The sequence below is a fragment of the Bordetella genomosp. 1 genome, assembly GCF_002261335.1.
GTDB lineage: Bacteria > Pseudomonadota > Gammaproteobacteria > Burkholderiales > Burkholderiaceae_B > Bordetella.
This window is the reverse complement of sequence record NZ_NEVL01000003.1, coordinates 1,013,076-1,031,174: the sequence shown is the minus strand read 5'-3', so window position 1 is coordinate 1,031,174 and position 18,099 is coordinate 1,013,076. Positions and strand designations below refer to the sequence as shown.

Here is an 18,099-nt window from a genome sequence, read left to right as displayed (position 1 = left end):
AGCGGCCTCAGGGGCTGACGTGCCAGACGCCTTCGCCGGCGATCTCGCGCGCCAGCGCCTCGATCTGGCCCGCCACCTCCATCACCGTGCGGCCCGGGCCCTTGGCCCGCGCGAACGCCATCGAAATGATGCGGCCCATCGCGGGGTTTCGCAGCGCGGCCACGCTGAGCTTGCCTTCCTCCACCTCCTGCCACACCGCGTGCAGCGGCAGCACCGTGTACATGCTTTCGTGCTGCACGATGGACTTCATCAGCGGCAGCGAGTCGGCCTCGATCAGCGGCGCGATGGTGATCTTGCGCGCCCGCGCCAGGCCGTCGAGCGCGTTGCGCAGGCCGTTGGGCGCGCCTGGCAGGATGAAGGGCAGGCCGTCGAGCGCCTCGAAGTCGACCACGCCGGCCTGCGTGCGCGGATCGCCCGCGCGGCCTACCAGATACGAGTCCACGTAGGCCAGCGAGGTTTCGCCGGGCGGGCACTTCTCGCCGTAGCGGTACAGGATCGCGATGTCGACGCGGCTGTCCGTGAGCCATTCCTCGATCTGGCCGCTCGAGCCCTCGAGGATCTTGAGGTGCACCTTGGGAAACTGCTTGCGCAGGCGCGAGAAGAGACGGCGGATCATGGGATGCGCCGTGGAGGGCAGCAGGCCGAGCGTGACCTCGCCGGCCGGCTCGCGCGCCTGCCCGTTGACCTCGAGCTCGAGGCGCTCGGCGTTGTCGAGCAGGGTCTGCACCAGCGGCAGCAGCCGTGCGCCCACCTCGGAGAGGTGCACGCCGCGGCCGGTGCGGTTGAACAGCCGGGCGTTGCATTCGCGTTCGAGCGCGTTGATGCGGCGGCTCAGCACCGACTGATCCTGGTCCAGGTGCAGGGCGGCGCGGGTGATGCTGCCCAGCTCGGCAATGGCGACGAAGGCGCGCCACTTGTGCAGGTCGGCGGTCAGGTCGAGGCTGGGCCCCGTGGCTTTGGCGGAAGGCATGAGGCGTGCAGGCGGGTGAAGGGCGGGGTCACTATACGGCAAGCCGGCCGAAGCCGGCATTGCCGTTTTCACTGCAGCCCGAGCTTGCCGCGCCGGATCACTTCGCCCCATTTCTTCGACTCCGCCTCCATCAGCTTGCGGTAGGCGTCGGGCGTGGTCGCCTGCGGCACGGCGCCCTGGTCGATCATCTTCTGGCGCAGTTCCGGATCCTGCAGCGACTTGGCGATGGCCTGCGCCATCTTGTCCACGATCGCGGCCGGCGTGCCGGTGGGCGCGATCACGCCGTAGTTCGACTCCACCTGCACGGCCGGAAAACCCAGCTCGCGCGTGGTGGGCACGTCGGGCAGGCCCTCGAAGCGGCTGTCGCTGCCCACCGCCAGCGGGCGCAGCTTGCCGGCCTTGATGAAGCCCAGCGCCGCCGACGCATCGCCGGGGAACATCTGGATCTCGTTGGCCATGAGCGCGGTCAGCGCCGGCGACGCGCCCTTGTAGGGCACGTGCATGATGTCGATCCGGGTCTCCTGCTTGAGCAGCTCGCCGGCCAGGTGCGGCGTGGTGACGTTGCCGGCCGAACCGAAGTTGTACTTGCCGGGATTCTTGCGCGCGCTCTCGATGAATTCCTTGAGCGTGTGGTCGGGCATGGCGGGATTCACCATGAACACCATCGGAATCTTCGCCACCAGCGACACGTACTGGATCTTGTCCACCTCGTACGGGGTCTTCATCACGTGCGGCAGGCCGGAAATCGCGCCGGGCACGCCGAAGCCGAACGTGCTCCCGTCCGGCGTGGCGCGCACGGTGGCGTCCACGCCGATGGTGCCGGAGGCGCCGGCGCGGTTTTCCACCACGATGGTCTGGCCCAGCTCGCGGCCGAGCGTGGGCGCGAGCAGGCGCGCCAGATTGTCGACCGAGCCGCCGGGCGGGTAGGGCACGATCATGCGGATGGTCTGGTTGGGCCAATCGGCCGCCTGTGCCGGCGCGGCGCCGGCCAGGGCAAACAGGGCTGCGCAGATGAAGGTGGTTTTTTTCATTGTGGGATGTCTCCTCGTTGTGTCGCGCGGTCAGGCGCCCTGCAGGCCGAGCACCTGCTTGGCGTAGACGTTGCGCTGGATTTCGTTGGTGCCGCTGAAGATGGTGGCGGCCAGGGCATTGATGAAGGGCGCCTGCGGATGCACGCGGCCCAGGTCGGCCGACAGCGCGCCGCCGCCGTCCTCGTCGCAGGCCTGGATCAGCAGCGCGCCGAGCCGCTCGTGGGTCTCGCTGGCCCAGATCTTGAGCAGCGACAGTTCCGGCGGCAGCAGGCGGCCCGAGCGCGCCATGTCGGCGAACACCTCGTACATCGCCACCAGGTCGGCGCTGTCCATGCGCAGCTCGGTGAGCCGGTCGACGAAGGCGGCGTCGTCGAGCAGGCCGCGCTGGCGCGCCACCGCATGGATCTGCCCGAGCGCGTGGTTGGCGTGCTTGGGGCTGCCCGAGAACAACCGCTCGAAGCCCAGCAGGGCCTTGGCGATGGTCCAGCCCGCGTTGAGTTCGCCCACCAGATTGGCGCGCGGCACGCGCACCTGGTCGAAGAACACTTCGCAGAACTCCTCGTGGCCGGACAGCGTGCGGATCGGCCGGCGGCTCACGCCGGGGCTGCGCAGGTCCACCAGCAGGAAGCTGATGCCCGCCTGCTTCTTCACCGTCTTGTCGGTGCGCACCAGCATGAACATGTGCGTGGCGTCCTGCGCCAGCGTCGACCAGGTCTTCTGGCCGGTCACCACCAGCGCGTCGCCATCGGCCACCGCCTCGCAACGCAGCGCCGCGAGATCCGAGCCGGCGTCGGGCTCGGAGTAGCCTTGCGCCCACACATCCTCGCCCGACAGGATGCCGGGCAAAAAGCGCGCGCGCTGCGCCTCGGTGCCGTAGCGCAGCAGGATGGGCCCCAGCATCACCAGGCCCTGGTCGGGCGCGCGCGCCACGCCGTAGCGCTCGGCCTCCTCGATGTAGGCGATCAGGCGCGCCGGCGACAAGCCCATGCCGCCGTGCTCGCGCGGCCAGGAGGGCGCGATCCAGCCCTGGCGCGACAGCGTGAAGTACCACGGCTTGATCTCGTCCCAGTGCAGGCGCCAGTGCGCGTGGCGCAGGGCTTCGGGATAGTGGGCGCGGAAAAAACGTTGCAGCATGGCGCGGAACGCGGGCTCCGGCATGGCGTTCCAGTCGGCGTCGCGCGGAAAGGCGACGGCGGTGGCGGCGTCCGGCGCCGCGTCGTCGGCATCGTGTGCGCTGGCCGGTTCGGGCGCGAGCGCGGCAAAGCGGCGGCGGTGCGCGGTGGCGTTGCCGAGCCAGGCCGCGTGATGCAGCGCGGCGCGGAAGTAGAGGCTGACGTCGCACTCGTCGGTGTAGCCGATCGCCCCGTGCAGCTGGATGGCGAGGCGGGCCGCGCCCACGGCGGCCTGGGCCGCGCGCGCCTTGACCCGGCTGGCATCGAGCCGGCTGGCGGGCGAGGGCAGGGCGTCGGGCAGCGCGTTGAGGGCGCCCTGCAGGCCGTTGGCGGCGAGCTCCACCTGCATCACCGCGTCGACCAGACGGTGTTGCAGGGCCTGGAAGGAGGCGAGCGCGCGGCCGAACTGCTGGCGCGTGTTCAGGTATTGCACCGTGTCGGCCAGCACCTGGCGCGCGCCGCCCACGAGCTCGGCGGCCTGCATCAGCCGCGCCAGATCGAGCGCGGCATCGAGCGCGTCGAGCACGCCCTGGCGCGCCAGCAGCTGGCGCGGCGCCACTTGTTCCAGCCGCAGATGGCAGGCGGCGCTGCCGTCGGCCCGGGGGCGCGCGGTCAGGTGCAGGCCGGGGGCGTCGGCATCGACGTAGTACAGCGCGGGTCCGTACTCGCTGTCGGCGGAGACGAGCCAGCCGTCCACGCCCGCGCCGGGCACGACGTGGCGCTTTTCGCCGTTCAGCAGCCAGGCCGCGTCGCGCGGCGTGGCGCTCACGCCGAAGGCGCCGGCGGCCTCGCCCGCCTCGAGTTGGCCGTCGGCTTCCTGCCAGGCCAGCCCCACGATGCGGCTGCCCGCGCAGATCTCGTCCAGCAAGGCTTGGCGCGCGGCGGCGCCGGTGTCGTCGCGCAACTGCGCCAGCACGGCGGCGGGCAGCACGCCGGCGGCGAGCAGGGGTTCGGGCAGCTGCGCGCGGCCGGCTTCCTCCATCACGGCGGCGAGCGCGTGCCAGCCCAGGCCCAGGCCGCCCTGCGTCTCGGGCACGGCCATGGCGAGCCAGCCCATCTCGGCGATCTCCTGCCACACGTCGCGGTCGGGCGCGGCATCGGTGCGCTTGCGCTGGCGGTGGTCGCGCCGGCGCAGGAAGTCGCGCGCGCTGTCGCGCACCGCGTCGAGCATGTCGGTATCGCTCACAGGATGCCCTCCGCGTGCAGCCGCTCGATGTCCTGCGGCGTCAAACCGAGCTCGTCGGCCAGGATGGCCGCGGTGTGTTCGCCGAGCAGCGGCGGCGCCAGGCCCGCACCGATGGGCGTGGCGGAGAAGTGGATGGGATTGCGGATCACCGGCATCTCGCCGAGCTGCGGGTGGGTCACGCTGGCGAGCAGGCCGCGGTGCTGCACCTGCGGATCGGCGAAGACCTGCGGCAGCGTGTAGATCGGGCCGCAGGGCACCTTGGCCGCTTCGAGCGCGGCATGCCACTGCGCCACGCTGCGGCTGCGCATCACCGGCTCCAGCTCGGCGCCGAGCGCGGCCTGGGCCGCGGCGCGCAGCGGATTGGTGAGGTAGCGCGGATCCTCCGCCAGCGCCGGCAGGCCGAGCACCTGGCAGAAGGCGCGGAACTGCGCGTCGTTGCCCACCGCCACCATCAGGTGGCCGTCGGCGCAGGCAAAGGCGCGGAACGGCGCGGTGATCTGCGAGGCCGAGCCGGTGCGCGCGGGCTGCTGGCTGCTGGCGAGATAGTTCATGCCGATGTGCGACATGGCGGCGATCTGCGCATCGAGCAGCGCCAGGTCGATGTGCTGGCCCTGGCCGCTGACCTGGTCGCGATGGCGCAGCGCGGCCAGGATCGCGCACACGGCATAGAACCCGGCGGTCAGGTCGGACACGGAATAGCCGGCCTTCACCGGCCCGGCGCCGGGCTCGCCGTCGGGCAGGCCGGTCACGCTCATCAGGCCGCTCATCGACTGGAAGATCGGGTCGTAGCCGGGCAGGTGGCTGTAGGGGCCGTCCTGGCCGAAGCCGGTGATCGAGCAGTACACCAGGCGCGGGTTCACGGCCGAGAGCGCGGCGTAGTCGAGGCCGTAGCGGCGCAGGTCGCCCGCCTTGAAGTTCTCGATCACGATGTCGGCGCGCGCGGCGAGCCGGCGCACCAGGTCCTGGCCTTCGGGCCGCGCGATGTCCAGCGTCAGCGAGCGCTTGCCGCGATTCATCGCCACGAACGACGAGGTCTGGCCGCTCGGCCGGCCGGCGCCGTCGGCCATGGGATAGCCCTGGTGGCGCACGTCATCGCCCCGGCCCGGCCGCTCCACCTTGATCACGTCGGCACCGAAATCGGCCAGCATCTGCGCCGCCCATGGCCCCGAGAATACGCGGCTCAGGTCCAGTACCTTCACGCCCTCGAGCGCTCCCGTCATGATGTCTCCTTATCGTTGTGAGCCCTGCCGCGCTGCCGGCGGCTTGGGGCGATATCAGCGGCCGCGGAACACGGGCGGGCGCTTGTCGAGAAAGGCCTGGCGCGCCTCCTGCGCGTCCTCGGTCCTGGCGATGGCGGCGGTCATGTCCTGCTCGTAGCGGTAGCCGTCGCGCAGGCTCATGTCTTCGATGGCATTGAGGGTCTGCTTGGCCAGCGCGCTGGCCAGCGGGCTCTTGGACGCCAGCTCGTGGGCCAGCGTCAGCGCGGCGTCCATGAGCCGTTCCGGCTCGACCGAGGCTTCCACCACGCCCAGCCGGTAGAGCTCGTCGCCATCGACGCGCAGGCCGGTGAGCATCATGCGGCGCAGCCGCGAATGGCCGAACAGCCGCATGCCGTGGCGGCCGCCGCCGAGCAGGCCCACGTTGATCTCGGGCAGGCCGACCGAGGCGTCGCGCGCGGCCACCAGGATGTCGCAGGAGGCCATCAGCGCCATGCCCGCGCCGAGCGCCGCGCCATTGATGGCGCCGACCACGGGCTTGGCGCACTCGCGGATCGCGTGGAAGCATTCGCGCGTGCGGCGCGAGTGCTGCGGCAGGTCGCCGGGGCCCTTGATCGTGGTGGCGCGGCTCTTGAGGTCGGCGCCGGCGCAGAAGTTGCGCCCCTGGCCCGACAGCACCACGGCGCGCACCTCGGGCGTTTCGGAGATGCGGTCGAGCACCCAGCTCAGCTCCAGCATCATCTCGGTGGAGAGGGCATTGACGGGCGGGTTGGCGAGCAGGATCACGGCCACGCCCTGGTCCAGGCGCACGTCGAGCGCGGTGTAGGGGCCGGTGAGGGCTTCGGGAAACGTCATGGCGATCTCCGGATCAGATGATGTTGCGGCGGCGGTAGTCGCCGATCTGCTCGGCCGACAGGCCCAGGCTCGCGAGCACTTCTTCGGTGTGCTGGCCCAGCACGGGCGGCGCGCGGTCGACCCGCAGCGTGGCCTCGCCGAAGCGCAGCGGATTCATGACCTGCGGCACCTCGCCGGCCACCGGGTGCGGCAGGTGGCGCAGCATGCCGCGATGGCGCACCTGCGGATCCTCGAACACCTCGTCGACCGCGTTGATCGAGCCGGCCGGCACGCCGGCCTCCTTCAGGCGGGCGAGCCAGTGGGCCCGGGGCTGCGCCGCGAAGACGGCGTCCAGGATCGGGTCGAGCTCGGCCTGGTTGCGCACGCGCTTGCCGTTGGTCGCGTAGGCCGGGTCGGTGGCCAGCTCGGGGCGGCCGATCACCTCGCACAGCGTGGCGAACTGGCCGTCGTTGCCGACCACCAGCACGATGTCGCCGTCGGCGCAGTGGAAGGTGCGCTGCGGCTGGATGTTGGGGTGGGCCGTGCCGGTGCGGCGCGGCACGCGCTTGCCGAGCAGGAAGTTCATCGCCTGGTTCGCCAGCAGGCCGACCTGCACGTCGAGCATGGCCACGTCCACGTACTCGCCTCGCCCGGTCTGCGTGCGGCGCAGCAGCGCGGCCACGATGCCCAGCGCGGCGTAGACGCCGGTGCTGAGGTCGACGATGGGCACGCCGACCTTCTGCGGGCCGCCGCCGGGCCGGTCGTCGCGCTCGCCGGTCACGCTCATCAGGCCGCCCATGGCCTGGATCAGGAAGTCATAGGCCGGTTCGGCCGCGCGCGGACCGGTCTGGCCGAAGCCCGTGACCGAGCAATACACCAGGCGCGGGTTGATGCGCGACAGCGTGGCGTAGTCCAGCCCGAGCCGCGCCAGGGTGCCGACCTTGTAGTTCTCGACCACCACGTCGACCTCGGCGCACAGCGACTTGACCAGGGCCTGGCCCTCGGGGCTCTGCAGGTCCAGCGTGATCGAGCGCTTGCCGCGGTTGGTGGCCACGAAATAGGCGCCGTCCTCGGTGTCCTCGCCGGCCGCGTTCTTCAGGAAGGGCGGGCCCCAGGCGCGGGTATCGTCGCCGCGACCCGGGCGTTCCACCTTGATGACGTCGGCGCCCAGGTCGGCGAGGATCTGCGTGGCCCAGGGGCCCGCGAGCACCCGGCTCAGGTCCAACACTTTGGTATCTGACAACAGCGGCTGCAACGCCTTCTCCTCGTGATTGCAGGGATGGCGTCAGTCTAGGAATTCCGCGCGGCCGATGGACCGGCTGCGCGTGCATAGCTGTTATGCCGGGCGCGGCGGACGCTGCCGGAACGGCGCGCCGGCTTGGGCGGCGCGGCAGGCGGAGTTGGGCCACATCTTCGACCCGCTCAACGCCGGGTCGGTCGGCGTGGTCGAGCGCCGCGGCCTGCGCCGCGAGGCCCATCTGATCGAGAACGATCGCAATGGCGACGCGTGGGGCGACGAACGCATATCCGTGGTGCTGGCGCGCGCATGGCGTGCGCGGGGCTCGCTGCGCGCGCAACCGTTGCCTTGCGCGTGAGCGCGCGGCCGTGCACCCGGCACCTCAGAACCGCAGATACCAATACAGCGCCACCTCGTCCGTGTCGGGGTGCAGTGCGCTGTAGAGGAAGCGGTCGCTGCCGCCGAGCATGAAGCCCTGGCGCGCATAGAAGCGGCAGGCGGCGACGTTGTTGGATTGGGTCTCGAGCCGCAGGCCGGCGAGCTGGCGGCCGCGCGCCCAGTCGGCGGCCACGTCCATCAGCGCGGCGGCGGCGCCCTGGCGCCGGTGCGTCGCGTCGACGGCGAGGTCGTCGATGCTGGCATAGCCGTTCCAGGCACACGACAGCAGCACATAGCCGAAGGGCTGGCGCGCGGCCCGTTCGATCACGAGCACGTCGGCATCCGGATCGTGCAGCGCGTCGGTGAGGGCATGGGCATCGAAGGTGTAGGCCTTGCGGCGCGGCGGCACGGCCACGCCTTCGAGCGTGGGCACGGGCACATCGAAGGGCCCGGGCAGCACGGCGTCGATCTGGAACGCGAAATCCCGGGCTTGCAGCGCGGCGATATCGGCAGGCTGGGCGAAGCGGATGGTATGCGTCATGATGGGGTGGGCCGGCGATGTGCGCCGGTCCCACTTCATCATACGGAAACCGGGCGGTCGCCGTCGACCAATTGATCGAACAATTCTTCGCCGCCCATCTGGCCGCCCTTGAGCATGAGCTCGATGCCGTGGGTGGCGGGGTCGTCGCTGTGCCCGATGCTGACCGCCACGCCCGGCGCCAGCACCGAATGGAATGACAGGCCCCACAGGCCCAGCGCCAGGACGGCCTGGCTCGAGGTGTCGCCGCCGGCCACGCCGATCCGGGTCAGGCGATGCCCGGCCGCCGCGCAATCGCGCACGATCGCCGCCAGCAGGCGGCCGGTGGCCTCGGCGGCCGCCGCGGTCTGCGCGGCCGTGGGCGGCTCGGCGGGGGGCAGGGTATGCACCAGCAGGTGCCGCCCGCCGGCAAGCGCCGCCACCGCGTCGCGTGCACGATTCCGTGCATAGCCGGGCTCGCCATCCAGACGCACGGTATCGACAGCCAGCCGCTGATAGTTGCGCGCCGCATCGATCTGGCGCGCGGTGACGGGCGACAGGCTGCCCGCCAGCAGCAGCACGGGCGCTCGGGCCGGCGCGAGCCGGGCCTGTTGCGCGAGCGGCCGCGGCGCGTCGTCGATCAATGCCGCATCGGCGGCCACCGCTCGCGCCAGGGCCTGTTGCACGCTGCTGGCGCCCACGGCGAGCAGCGGCGCCTGCGCCGCCGCGCGCCACATCAGCCGGCCCAGCGGTGCGAGATGGCGCTCTTCCGTCACGTCGAGCAGCAGCGGGCCGCGGGTGTCGCGCAGCAGGGGCGCGATCCAGGCGTCGAGGGCGGCGGCGTCGTCCTGCGCGGGATAGGCCACGTGCGGCAGCGACTGCACCCCGTCCAGGCCCTGCGCGGCCAGGTGGCGGCGCAGGTCGGCCTCGTGCATGGGCGTCACCGGATGACGGCTCATCACCGGATGGCGGTCGATGCGATGGATCTCGGGCGCGGCGCCGGCCCGCGCGAACAGCTGCGCGAAGCTGCAATAGCGCCCGATGCTGGGCTGGCCGCCCACGATGGGCACGAGCGGGTGCGGCGCATACTGGCGCAACACCTGCACCGCCTGGCCGATGCTGCCGACGTGCGGCGCGCTGTCGAAGGTGGAACAGCACTTGTAGTGCAGGATGCGGGCGCCCGTCCCGGCCAGGAAGTGGCCGGCCGCATGCAGCTCCTTCGCCATGCGCTCGGGCGCCATGCCGCGCGCCGCGCCCGCGATGCCGATGGCATCCAGCGGCCCGGCGGCCGCGAGGCGGGCCGGCGTGGGCACCGCCAGGAACAGCAGGCTGCGCCAGCCGGCGCGCGCCACTTCCGCCAGCGTGTCGGTGGCGCCGGTGAAGTCATCGCCGTACCACGCCAGCCGCGGCGCAACGCTCATGCCGCGGCTCCGAAGTGGGCCAGGGCGCGCGCGAGCGCGGGCGCGTCGGCGGCGTGCTGTTCGAGCGTGCGGCCGGCGCGCACCGCCTGCCACGCATCGCGAATGCTCTGCACGCCGGCGGCCGGGCCGTCGGGATGCGCCAGGATGCCGCCGCCCGACATGAACATCAGGTCGTCGGTGTGCAGCGCGTTCCAGGTGGCGGGCACGGTGCCGGCCCACTGGCCCGACGAGAAGGCCGGCATCACGGCGTCGTCCAGGCCCGGCGCGAGCGGCGCCAGACAGTCGCGCGCCGACTCGACCACTTCTTCGTCGGTCTGCGAAAACTTGCCCTGCAGCCCATGCACGTGCATGTGATCCACGCCGGCCAGGCGCCACAGCGTCTGGTAGGCCTGGAAGCCGATGCCGAGCAGGGGATGGCGCGCCAGCGCGCCGTAGCCGTTGCGATGGCCGTGCAGCGCCAGCGGGGTGTGGCGGCGCAGCGTCTGGATCGCGGAATAGCCGCACCAGTTCAGGCTGGCCATCACGCAGCTGCCGCCGGCGCGCTCGATCAGCTCGGCGTGGCGCAGCATGGCCTCGGTCTCGTCGCTGATGTTGAAGGCCACCATCACGTCGCGGCCGGTGCGGTCGCGGTGTGCCCGCACCACCGCCATCACCGCGGCCACGCGCGCGGCCAGCGGCGCATGGGCGGGATTGGCGCAGACCTCGTCGTCCTTGATGAAGTCCACGCCGGCCGCGCACAGCTGCGCCACGAGGTGGGCGGTCTGTTCCGGCGAGAGACCCACGTTGGGCTTGATGATGGTGCCCACCAGCGGGCCCTGGCTCACGCCCGTGGCACGCCGCGTGCCGGCGATGCCCAGGCGCGGGAGCTCGAATTGCGCGCGATAGTTCGACGGCAGGCTCAGGCGTTCCAGGCGCAGGCCGGTGACCTCGCCCAGGTCGTAGAGATTGCCGCTGACCGTGGCCGCCAGCGTCGGCAGGTTGGCGCCGATGTTGGCGGTGGGGAAGGCGATGCGGATGCGCGCGCGCTGGTAGCGTCGCTGCGCCTGACCCGGCTGGCGTTCGAGCCAGGCATTGGGCAGGGCCGGCGCCTCGGCCACGTCGAGCAGCTCCACGGCTTCCACCGTGGCGCGGGCGCGGGCGCGCAATTCGTCGGTCTCGCCCGCCACCCGGGTGAAGGTGCCGCAGGACTGTTCGCCCGCCATCACCTCGGCCACCCGGGCCGGGTCCAGCGGGGTTTCGATCAGATAGGTGGCGCGGATCTGCTGTGCGTTCATGCGGTGCGGCTCAGAGGGTCTTGAGATCGGGGAAGGGGCGCACCGGATCGCTGCCGTCCCAGCCCTCGCTGCTGGCGCGGATCAGGTCGAACAGCTTGCCCTTGGGGCCCGCCACTTCGGACAGCTCGATGACGGTGCCCGGGTGGTACTCGGTGTCGAAGTAGATGAAGCGGCCGTTGGCGCCGACCTCGCCGCTCATCTTGGGCCTGAAGCCCTGTGCGAGCAGGCGCTCCAGGTCGGCGTCGTAGTCTTCGGTCCAGTAGGCCACGTGCTGCAGGCCGGTGCGGCCGGCGCGCAGGAAGTCGCGGTACATCGACGGGACGTCGTTGCGGGTCTGGATCAGTTCGACCTGCACGAAGCCGGAGTTGGCCAGCGCCACCGAGTTGTGCGGCTCGTGGCGCTCGCCGTCGTAGCGATAGTTTTCGATCGGCACGCGCGGGTTGTAGTACCAGGGCCCGACGCCCAGCGTCTCGCTCCAGTAGCGCATGGCGGCCTCGATGTCGGGCACCACATAACCGAGTTGACGGATTTCACCCAGGAAACGGCTCATGACGTATGTTCTGCAAGAAGAGGGCGCCGGGGCGCCCGGGATTTATTTGAGGAAGCCGATCGAGAACCACGGGAAGGCGGCCACGATCAGCAGGCCCACCAGCAGGGCGGCGATGTAGCCCCAGATCGGCCGGATGCCTTCGTTGGGATCGACCCGGCTGATGGCGCAGGCGCCGTAGTAGCCCACGCCGAACGGCGGCGCGAACAGGCCGATGCCCATGGCGAAGATCACCACCATGGCGTAGTGCACCTCGTGCACGCCGGCCTGCACCGCGATCGGGAACAGCAGCGGGCCGAACAGCACGATGGCGGGAATGCCTTCCAGCACGCTGCCCAGGATGATGAAGGCCACGATCGACACCGCCAGGAAGCCGTAGGCGCCGCCCGGCATGCCGGCCATCAGGCGCGCCAGGTCGCCGGAGAAGCCCGATTGCGTGAGGCCCCAGGCCATGGCGGTCGCGCAGCCCACGATCAGCATGATCGCGCCCGACAGCGAGGCGGTCTCGATCAGCATGGGCTTGAGGCGGGCCCAGTCGAAGCGGCGGTAGATCAGGAGCCCCACCACCATCGAATACACCACGCCGATGGTCGACACCTCGGTGGCGGTGGCCACGCCCTCGACCACCGCGGCGCGGATCACGAAGGGCAGGGCGACGGCCGGCAGTGCGATCACGAACAGCTTGCCGATCTCGCGCGCGGCGAAGCGCTTGACCTGGCTCAGGTCTTCCTTGCGGTAGCGCCACCAGACCACGGCCGACAGCGCCACGCCCAGCACCACGGCGGGCATCAGGCCGCCGGTGAACAGCGCCGCGATCGACACGCCGGTGACCGAACCGATGGTGATCAGCACGATCGACGGCGGGATGGTCTCGGTCTGCGCGCCCGTGGCCGACAGCAGCGCCACCAGGTCGCCCGGCTTGGCGCCGCGCTTGCGCATCTCGGGAAACAGCACCGGCGCGATGGCCGCCATGTCGGCGATCTTCGAGCCGGAGATGCCCGAGACCAGGTACATGGCGCCGATCAGCACGTATGACAGGCCGCCGCGCACGTGGCCGAGCAGGCTGGCGAGAAACTGGATCATGGCGCGCGCCATGCCGGTCATCTCGATCAGCGAGCCGAGGAAGATGAACAGCGGCACGGCCAGCAGCATGAGGTGCGACATGCCCTCGTCGAGCCGGCCCACCATCACCAGCATCGGGGTGTTGGTGGTGAGCGCTAGGTAGGAGAAGGTGGCCAGCGCAAAGGAAAACGCGATCGGCACGCCGGTGAACACCGTGGCCGCCACGATGCCGACGAAGAAGATCACGAGGTTCAGCTTGCCCAGCGGCGCGAACACCGGCTTGGCCAGCCAGAACAGCGCCACCACCGCGGCCGCCAGCGCGAGCGCCAGGGCGACCTGCGCCACCGTTTGCGTGCGCAACAGTTTGAGCAGGGCCACCACCGCCATCAGCCCCATGCCGGTCGGCAGCGCCGCGGCGCGCCAGGCGTTGCTGAGTTCGAGCGCGGGCGTGATGATGAAGTGCTCTTCGTAGGCGTATTCGATCGACGGCCCGAGGATCAGCACCAGGAACGCCATCGAGGCCGCCAGCGCCGCCACTTCCAGGCGCGCCCGCACGGCCGGGCGCACGTTGTTCACGAGCGCCGTCATGCGCATGTGCTCGCCGCGCCGCAAGGCCACCACGGCGCCCAGCATGGACAGCCAGAGGAACAGGATCGAGGCCAGCTCGTCGGACCAGACCAGCGGGCTGTGCAGCGCATACCGCGCCACCACGCCGGCGAACAGCACGATGATCTCGATCAGCACGATGGCGGCCGCCACGTGTTCGACCACGGCGCCGAGCGCCGTTTCGATGCGGGCGGCGCCGCGCGCCAGCGGGCCGGAAGGCGCTGCCAGCGGCGTCGCGCCGTGGGCGGCGTGCGCGCCCGGCAGGGTGGTGGAGGGCATGCTCATGGCCTGCCCTTACGCCAGCTTGCCGACGGCCTGCTCGAGCAGCCCCCAGGCTTCCTGGCCGAAACGCTCCTGCCATTCCTTGTAGAAGCCGGCCGTGCGCAGCTGTTCGCGGAAGCTGTCGGCCGACGGCTTGTTGAAGGCCAGGCCCTTGGCCTCGAGGTCGGACTGCACCGAGGCGTTGAGCTTCTTGATGTCTTCGCGCTGGGCCAGGCCGGCCTCGTTGATGCCGCGCGCCACGACGGTCTTGAGGTCGGCCGGCAGGCCTTCCCACATGCGGCCGTTGGCGATGAACCAGTAGCCGTCCCAGATGTGGTTGGTGAGCGAGCAGTACTTCTGCACTTCGTAGAGCTTGGCCACCTGGATGATGGGCAGCGGATTCTCCTGCGCGTCCACCACGCGGGTCTGCAGCGAGGAATAGACTTCGCTGAACTGCAGGCTGGCGGGCGCGGCGCCCAGGCCCTTGAACATCGAGATCGGCAGCGGGCTGACCGGCACGCGGATCTTCAGGCCGCTCATGTCGGCCGCGTTCTGCACCGGCGCCTTGCTGCTGGTGGTCTGGCGAAAGCCGTTGTCCCACATCTTCTCGAAGGCATAGAGCCGGCGCTGCGCGATGGCCGCGCGGACGTGGGCGCCCAGCGCGCCGTCCATCGCGCTCCAGACCTGGTTGTAGTCCTTGAAGGCGAAGCCGACGGCGTTGATCGCTGCGACCGGCACCAGCGTGGCGATCACCAGCGCGGAGGGCGTGAAGAAGTCGATGCCGCCCGAACGCACCTGGGCCAGCATGTCGGTGTCGCCGCCGAGCTGGTTGTTCGGGAAGATCTTGATGTCGACGCGGCCGTTGCTTTCCTTGAGGATGCGGTCGGCGGCTTCCTGGGCGCGGATGTTCAGCGGGTGCGTGACCGGCAGGTTGTTGCCGTACTTCAGCGAGAACTCGGCGCTCCGGGCGATCAGCGGAAAGCCGCCCGCCAGGGCGGCGGCGGGCACGGCGCATAGGCGGCGCAGTGCGCTGCGACGGGTGATCAGCTTCATGTTTGTCTCCGGTTTTTGATGTAATTTGATGTGCTTCTATGAGCCATCGCCCGATGCTTAGCGCAGGCTGTTGTGCACAATAGGGGAGCCCATGCAACGACGTCAAACCAAAAAAATGATGGATTCTGATGTGAAAAAGGCGCCCGCCCGCACCCTGGCCCGGCTCGCCGACGTGGCGCAGCGCGCCGGCGTTTCCACGGCCACCGCCGATCGCGTGCTCAACCGCCGGCCCGGCGTGCGGGCCATCACCGCGCAGAAGGTGTGGCAGGCCGCCGCCGACCTCGGCTACCTGCCCGACGCCGTCGACACCACGCCGGCGCGCGAGCCGATGCGCCTGGTGTTCCTGCTGCCGCGCGGCAGCAACCGCTTTCTGCGCATGCTGGGCGACACGGTGGGCTACGCGGCCGAACACGTCGCGCCGCTCGATGCGCGCTGCCAGGTGGAATATGTCGAGAGCTTCAATCCCGATGCGCTCGCACAGGCGCTGCTCAAGCGCGGCCGGCGCGCCGACGGCATTGCGTTCATGGCGCTGGAGCATCCGGCCGTGCGCGAGGCGGTGGACACGCTGGCGACGCGCGGCGTGCCCACGGTCACGCTGATCTCCGACATCGCCAACTGCGCGCGCGCCGCCTACGTGGGCCTGGACAACCGCGCGGCCGGCCGTACCGCCGGCTACCTGATCGGGCGCTTCATCGGGCCGCGCGCGGCGCAGGTCGCGCTGATCGCCGGCTCGCGCCACTATCGCGCCCACGAGGAACGCGAGAGCGGCTTTCTGCAGCTGTATGCCGAGCGCTTCCAGGCCTTGCAGGTGGTGGGGCTGCGCGAAGGCTATGACGACGAGCAGCGCAACTACGAGCAGGCGCGCCAGCTGATCGACCAGTATCCGCAGCTCGCCGGCATCTACAACATCGGCGGGGCCTCCGACGGCGTGGCGCGCGCGCTGCGCGAGGCGGGGCTGCAGCATCGCGTGGTGTTCATCGGCCACGGCCTCACGCCGGACACGCGCGCTTTGCTGATCGACGGCACCATGGACGCCGTGATCACGCAGAGCCCGCTCGAGGCCCTGATGAACTGCGTGCGCATCTTCGCCAACCTGCGCCACCGGCGCAGCCCCATGACCGGGGTGGAGTTCGCGCGCAGCCAGGTCATCTTCCGCGAGAACCTGCCCTGATCAGAGCACGCGGCCCGGGTGCCCCGGCGGCAGCCGGCCGCCGTCGAGCCAGGCCAGCGTGAGCGGCCACAGCGTGTCGGCGTGGCGGGCGTGGAAAAAGGCGAAGTGGCCGACCTCGGTGGCGCCCGCATCGGCGGGCGTCATGCGCAGATGGGTGCGCGCGCAACCGGTGTAGTGCGCCAGCAGCCGGGCCACGGCCGCCGGCGTGCCGAACGGATCGTCGTCCAGGCCGATCGCCAGCATGCGTGCGCGCAGATGCGTGAAGGCCGGTGCGGGTGGCGCGTGCCGCATGCTCGGACGCGCCAGGTAGCTCGCGCGCGGGCTGGCCCAGTCGCGCACCACGCCGGCCGGCGTGTCTTCCAGCCAGCCCAGGCGTCTGCCGGGAAAGTAGCCCAACAGCCGCGTCAGCAGCGGCATCACGAGATGCCAGCGTGCGGCCATGCGCGAGCGCTGCGCGCGGGCGTAGTCGCGCCAGTAGGCGTATTGCGCGCCCACGCTCACCACGTGGCGCACCGTGCCAGCGCTGCGCGCCAGGCCCAGCGCGCAGCCGCCGAAGCTGTGCGCCACCACGTCGATGGGCGCGTCCGGATGGCGTGTCCGCAGGAGACCGAGCACGGCCTCGCAATCGAGCGCGCCCCAGTCGGTCCAGCTGGCGCTGAAGCCGCGCAGCCCGTGGTCCGGGCGGGAGCCGCCGATGCCGCGGTAGTCATAGGTGTAGACGTTTCGGCCGCGCGCATGCAGCCAGGCGGCGTAGCGGGCGTAGTAGCGGCTGTGCACCGAGGTGGCGGCGTTGATCAGCGTGACCGGCCGGCGCTGCGCCGTCGCGTGGACCCAGGCGTGGCCGTGCACGGCGTAGCCATCGGCGGCCCGGGCCGCGTACGGCGACGGCGCGTCGCTCATGCCGCGGCGGCGCGGGGCGCGGCGAGCGGACGGGTGGAGATCGGCCAGTGCAGCGCGGCCGCCAGCAACCCGAGCGCGATGGCGAGCAGCCACACCGGCGTGTAGTCGTGCAGGCGGTCGTAGAGGCGCGCGCCCAGCCACACGCCGAGGAACGAGCCCAGCTGGTGCCCTACGAAGACCAGCCCGAACAGCGTGCCCAGGTTGCGCGTGCCGTAGACCTGCGCGATCAGGCCATTGGTGAGCGGCACCGTGCCCAGCCACAGCAAGCCCATGACGGCCGCGAACACGTATACGGTGAGCGGGGTGGCGGGCGCCGCGATGAAGGCGGCGATGGCGGCGGCGCGCAGCAGATAGAGCACGGAAAGCAGGCGCTGGCGCGGCCAGCGCGCACCCAGCACGCCGCAGGCATAGGTGCCCGCGATGTTGAACAGCGCCACGATCGCCAGCGCGGCCACGCCCTGGTGGCCCAGCCCGAGCTCGGCGAGATAGGCGGGCAGGTGCGTGGCGATGAAGGCCAGCTGGAAGCCGCAGGTCAGGAAACCGGCGGTCAGTAGCCAGAAGCCGGGCTGGCGCACGGCCAGGGCGATCGGGGCGGAGCCCTCGTTCGCGGCGGACGCGGACGGCCGGTCGCGCAGGATCGGAGCCAGCACAAGGGCCCCCAGCAACAGGGCGGCCATCAGCCACAGCGCGCCGCGCCAGTCGAGCAGGTCGATCGCCACCTGCGCGCCCGGCACCAGCAGGAACTGGCCGAGGCCGCCGAGGGCGCCGGTCACGCCCAGGGCCATGCCGCGCTGGGACGGGGGCGCCAGCCGCGTCATGGCGGCGTAGATCACGCCGAACGTGGTGCCCGCCTGCGCCAGGCCGATGCACAGTCCGGCCGCGAGCATGAAGGGCAGGGCGCCGTGCGCGAACGCCATGCCGGCCAGCCCCAGGGCATAGAGCAGCAGCCCGCCCGCCAGCACGCGCGCCGAACCCTGGCGGTCGGCGATCCAGCCCGCCACCGGCTGCGCCAGGCCCCACACCAGATTCTGCAACGCCATGGCGAGCCCGTAGGTTTCGCGCGGCCAGCCGTGTGCCTGCGACACCGGCAGCAGGAACAGGCCCTGCACATGGCGCGCGCCCAGGGCCAGGCCCAGGATCACGCCGCCGGCCAGCAGCAGCACGCCGAGGCGGGGCGCGGCGGAAGAGGAAGAGTGTGTCATCATGGGCTCGCGACGAATGCGTGTGGGGTATGCAGACTCGCATTAGATCGGGCGCAAACG

Annotated in this window: 16 protein-coding genes; 2 read left to right on the top strand and 14 right to left on the bottom strand. The window is 71.2% G+C overall.

Annotated features, from left to right (window positions below; genetic code table 11):
- Positions 1 to 7: 7 nt before the first annotated feature.
- The 6 genes from CEG14_RS13120 to CEG14_RS13095 all read right to left on the bottom strand — a co-directional run bounded on the left by CEG14_RS13120 (position 8) and on the right by CEG14_RS13095 (position 7,665).
- Positions 8 to 970 (bottom strand): LysR family transcriptional regulator, encoded by a 963-nt coding sequence (locus CEG14_RS13120; RefSeq protein ID WP_094826784.1) that lies wholly within the window; start codon positions 968 to 970, stop codon positions 8 to 10.
- A 68-nt stretch (positions 971 to 1,038) separates the two neighbouring features.
- A complete protein-coding gene (locus CEG14_RS13115; RefSeq protein ID WP_094826783.1) occupies positions 1,039 to 2,001 on the bottom strand; it encodes a Bug family tripartite tricarboxylate transporter substrate binding protein in 963 nt (320 codons plus the stop codon).
- A gap of 30 nt (positions 2,002 to 2,031) precedes the next feature.
- The gene (locus CEG14_RS13110; protein WP_094827529.1) at positions 2,032 to 4,344 is read right to left on the bottom strand and encodes an acyl-CoA dehydrogenase; all 2,313 of its coding nucleotides are present in this window, start codon (positions 4,342 to 4,344) and stop codon (positions 2,032 to 2,034) included.
- A gap of 11 nt (positions 4,345 to 4,355) precedes the next feature.
- Complete coding sequence (locus tag CEG14_RS13105) at positions 4,356 to 5,579, bottom strand: CaiB/BaiF CoA transferase family protein (protein WP_094826782.1); 1,224 nt, start codon at positions 5,577 to 5,579, stop codon at positions 4,356 to 4,358.
- A gap of 54 nt (positions 5,580 to 5,633) precedes the next feature.
- Positions 5,634 to 6,431: an enoyl-CoA hydratase/isomerase family protein gene (locus CEG14_RS13100; RefSeq protein WP_094826781.1), complete on the bottom strand. Its 798-nt coding sequence runs from the start codon at positions 6,429 to 6,431 to the stop codon at positions 5,634 to 5,636.
- 13 nt (positions 6,432 to 6,444) lie between these two features.
- Positions 6,445 to 7,665 carry a CaiB/BaiF CoA transferase family protein gene (locus CEG14_RS13095; RefSeq protein WP_094826780.1) on the bottom strand — a complete coding sequence of 407 codons (1,221 nt, stop codon included), beginning with the start codon at positions 7,663 to 7,665 and terminating at the stop codon, positions 6,445 to 6,447.
- A 55-nt stretch (positions 7,666 to 7,720) separates the two neighbouring features.
- On the opposite strand from CEG14_RS13095, the gene CEG14_RS26495 reads away from it, so the two are divergent.
- Positions 7,721 to 8,005, top strand: coding sequence for a hypothetical protein (locus tag CEG14_RS26495; RefSeq protein WP_218831326.1), 285 nt, complete (start codon positions 7,721 to 7,723; stop codon positions 8,003 to 8,005).
- A 24-nt stretch (positions 8,006 to 8,029) separates the two neighbouring features.
- Here CEG14_RS26495 and CEG14_RS13085 read toward each other — a convergent pair whose 3' ends face one another.
- Genes CEG14_RS13085 through CEG14_RS13060 form a run of 6 tightly spaced genes read right to left on the bottom strand, consistent with a single transcriptional unit; the run spans position 8,030 to position 14,766 of the window.
- Entirely contained in the window at positions 8,030 to 8,566 is a 537-nt protein-coding gene (locus tag CEG14_RS13085) for a GNAT family N-acetyltransferase (RefSeq protein ID WP_094826779.1), read from the bottom strand.
- Positions 8,567 to 8,604: 38 nt separating this feature from the next.
- The gene (locus CEG14_RS13080; RefSeq protein ID WP_094826778.1) at positions 8,605 to 9,963 is read right to left on the bottom strand and encodes a four-carbon acid sugar kinase family protein; all 1,359 of its coding nucleotides are present in this window, start codon (positions 9,961 to 9,963) and stop codon (positions 8,605 to 8,607) included.
- Positions 9,960 to 11,237, bottom strand: a complete 1,278-nt coding sequence (locus tag CEG14_RS13075) for a ribulose-bisphosphate carboxylase large subunit family protein (RefSeq protein ID WP_094826777.1) — start codon at positions 11,235 to 11,237, stop codon at positions 9,960 to 9,962. Before CEG14_RS13075 ends, CEG14_RS13080 begins: the two co-directional genes overlap by 4 nt.
- A 10-nt stretch (positions 11,238 to 11,247) precedes the next feature.
- Entirely contained in the window at positions 11,248 to 11,787 is a 540-nt protein-coding gene (locus CEG14_RS13070; protein WP_094826776.1) for a VOC family protein, read from the bottom strand.
- A 42-nt stretch (positions 11,788 to 11,829) separates the two neighbouring features.
- Positions 11,830 to 13,731 carry a TRAP transporter large permease gene (locus CEG14_RS13065; RefSeq protein ID WP_094827528.1) on the bottom strand — a complete coding sequence of 634 codons (1,902 nt, stop codon included), beginning with the start codon at positions 13,729 to 13,731 and terminating at the stop codon, positions 11,830 to 11,832.
- Between the two features lie 15 nt (positions 13,732 to 13,746).
- Positions 13,747 to 14,766, bottom strand: a complete 1,020-nt coding sequence (locus CEG14_RS13060) for a TRAP transporter substrate-binding protein (protein ID WP_094826775.1) — start codon at positions 14,764 to 14,766, stop codon at positions 13,747 to 13,749.
- A gap of 115 nt (positions 14,767 to 14,881) precedes the next feature.
- Here CEG14_RS13060 and CEG14_RS13055 point away from each other — a divergent pair, with 115 nt between their 5' ends.
- Positions 14,882 to 15,937, top strand: coding sequence for a LacI family DNA-binding transcriptional regulator (locus CEG14_RS13055; RefSeq protein WP_094826774.1), 1,056 nt, complete (start codon positions 14,882 to 14,884; stop codon positions 15,935 to 15,937).
- Here CEG14_RS13055 and CEG14_RS13050 read toward each other — a convergent pair whose 3' ends face one another.
- Both CEG14_RS13050 and CEG14_RS13045 read right to left on the bottom strand, forming a co-directional pair.
- Positions 15,938 to 16,837 carry an alpha/beta hydrolase family protein gene (locus CEG14_RS13050; RefSeq protein WP_094826773.1) on the bottom strand — a complete coding sequence of 300 codons (900 nt, stop codon included), beginning with the start codon at positions 16,835 to 16,837 and terminating at the stop codon, positions 15,938 to 15,940.
- A complete protein-coding gene (locus tag CEG14_RS13045; RefSeq protein WP_094827527.1) occupies positions 16,834 to 18,039 on the bottom strand; it encodes an MFS transporter in 1,206 nt (401 codons plus the stop codon). Before CEG14_RS13045 ends, CEG14_RS13050 begins: the two co-directional genes overlap by 4 nt.
- Positions 18,040 to 18,099: the final 60 nt, after the last annotated feature.

Bases quoted from the DNA above. Each gene is read 5' to 3' on its own strand.
- CEG14_RS13120 (WP_094826784.1), bottom strand. From the start codon at position 970: ATGCCTTCCGCCAAAGCCACGGGGCCCAGCCTCGACCTGACCGCCGAC.
- CEG14_RS13115 (WP_094826783.1), bottom strand. From the start codon at position 2,001: ATGAAAAAAACCACCTTCATCTGCGCAGCCCTGTTTGCCCTGGCCGGC.
- CEG14_RS13110 (WP_094827529.1), bottom strand. From the start codon at position 4,344: ATGCTCGACGCGGTGCGCGACAGCGCGCGCGACTTCCTGCGCCGGCGC.
- CEG14_RS13105 (WP_094826782.1), bottom strand. From the start codon at position 5,579: ATGACGGGAGCGCTCGAGGGCGTGAAGGTACTGGACCTGAGCCGCGTA.
- CEG14_RS13100 (WP_094826781.1), bottom strand. From the start codon at position 6,431: ATGACGTTTCCCGAAGCCCTCACCGGCCCCTACACCGCGCTCGACGTG.
- CEG14_RS26495 (WP_218831326.1), top strand. From the start codon at position 7,721: ATGGACCGGCTGCGCGTGCATAGCTGTTATGCCGGGCGCGGCGGACGC.
- CEG14_RS13085 (WP_094826779.1), bottom strand. From the start codon at position 8,566: ATGACGCATACCATCCGCTTCGCCCAGCCTGCCGATATCGCCGCGCTG.
- CEG14_RS13080 (WP_094826778.1), bottom strand. From the start codon at position 9,963: ATGAGCGTTGCGCCGCGGCTGGCGTGGTACGGCGATGACTTCACCGGC.
- CEG14_RS13075 (WP_094826777.1), bottom strand. From the start codon at position 11,237: ATGAACGCACAGCAGATCCGCGCCACCTATCTGATCGAAACCCCGCTG.
- CEG14_RS13070 (WP_094826776.1), bottom strand. From the start codon at position 11,787: ATGAGCCGTTTCCTGGGTGAAATCCGTCAACTCGGTTATGTGGTGCCC.
- CEG14_RS13065 (WP_094827528.1), bottom strand. From the start codon at position 13,731: ATGCCCTCCACCACCCTGCCGGGCGCGCACGCCGCCCACGGCGCGACG.
- CEG14_RS13060 (WP_094826775.1), bottom strand. From the start codon at position 14,766: ATGAAGCTGATCACCCGTCGCAGCGCACTGCGCCGCCTATGCGCCGTG.
- CEG14_RS13055 (WP_094826774.1), top strand. From the start codon at position 14,882: ATGATGGATTCTGATGTGAAAAAGGCGCCCGCCCGCACCCTGGCCCGG.
- CEG14_RS13050 (WP_094826773.1), bottom strand. From the start codon at position 16,837: ATGAGCGACGCGCCGTCGCCGTACGCGGCCCGGGCCGCCGATGGCTAC.
- CEG14_RS13045 (WP_094827527.1), bottom strand. From the start codon at position 18,039: ATGACACACTCTTCCTCTTCCGCCGCGCCCCGCCTCGGCGTGCTGCTG.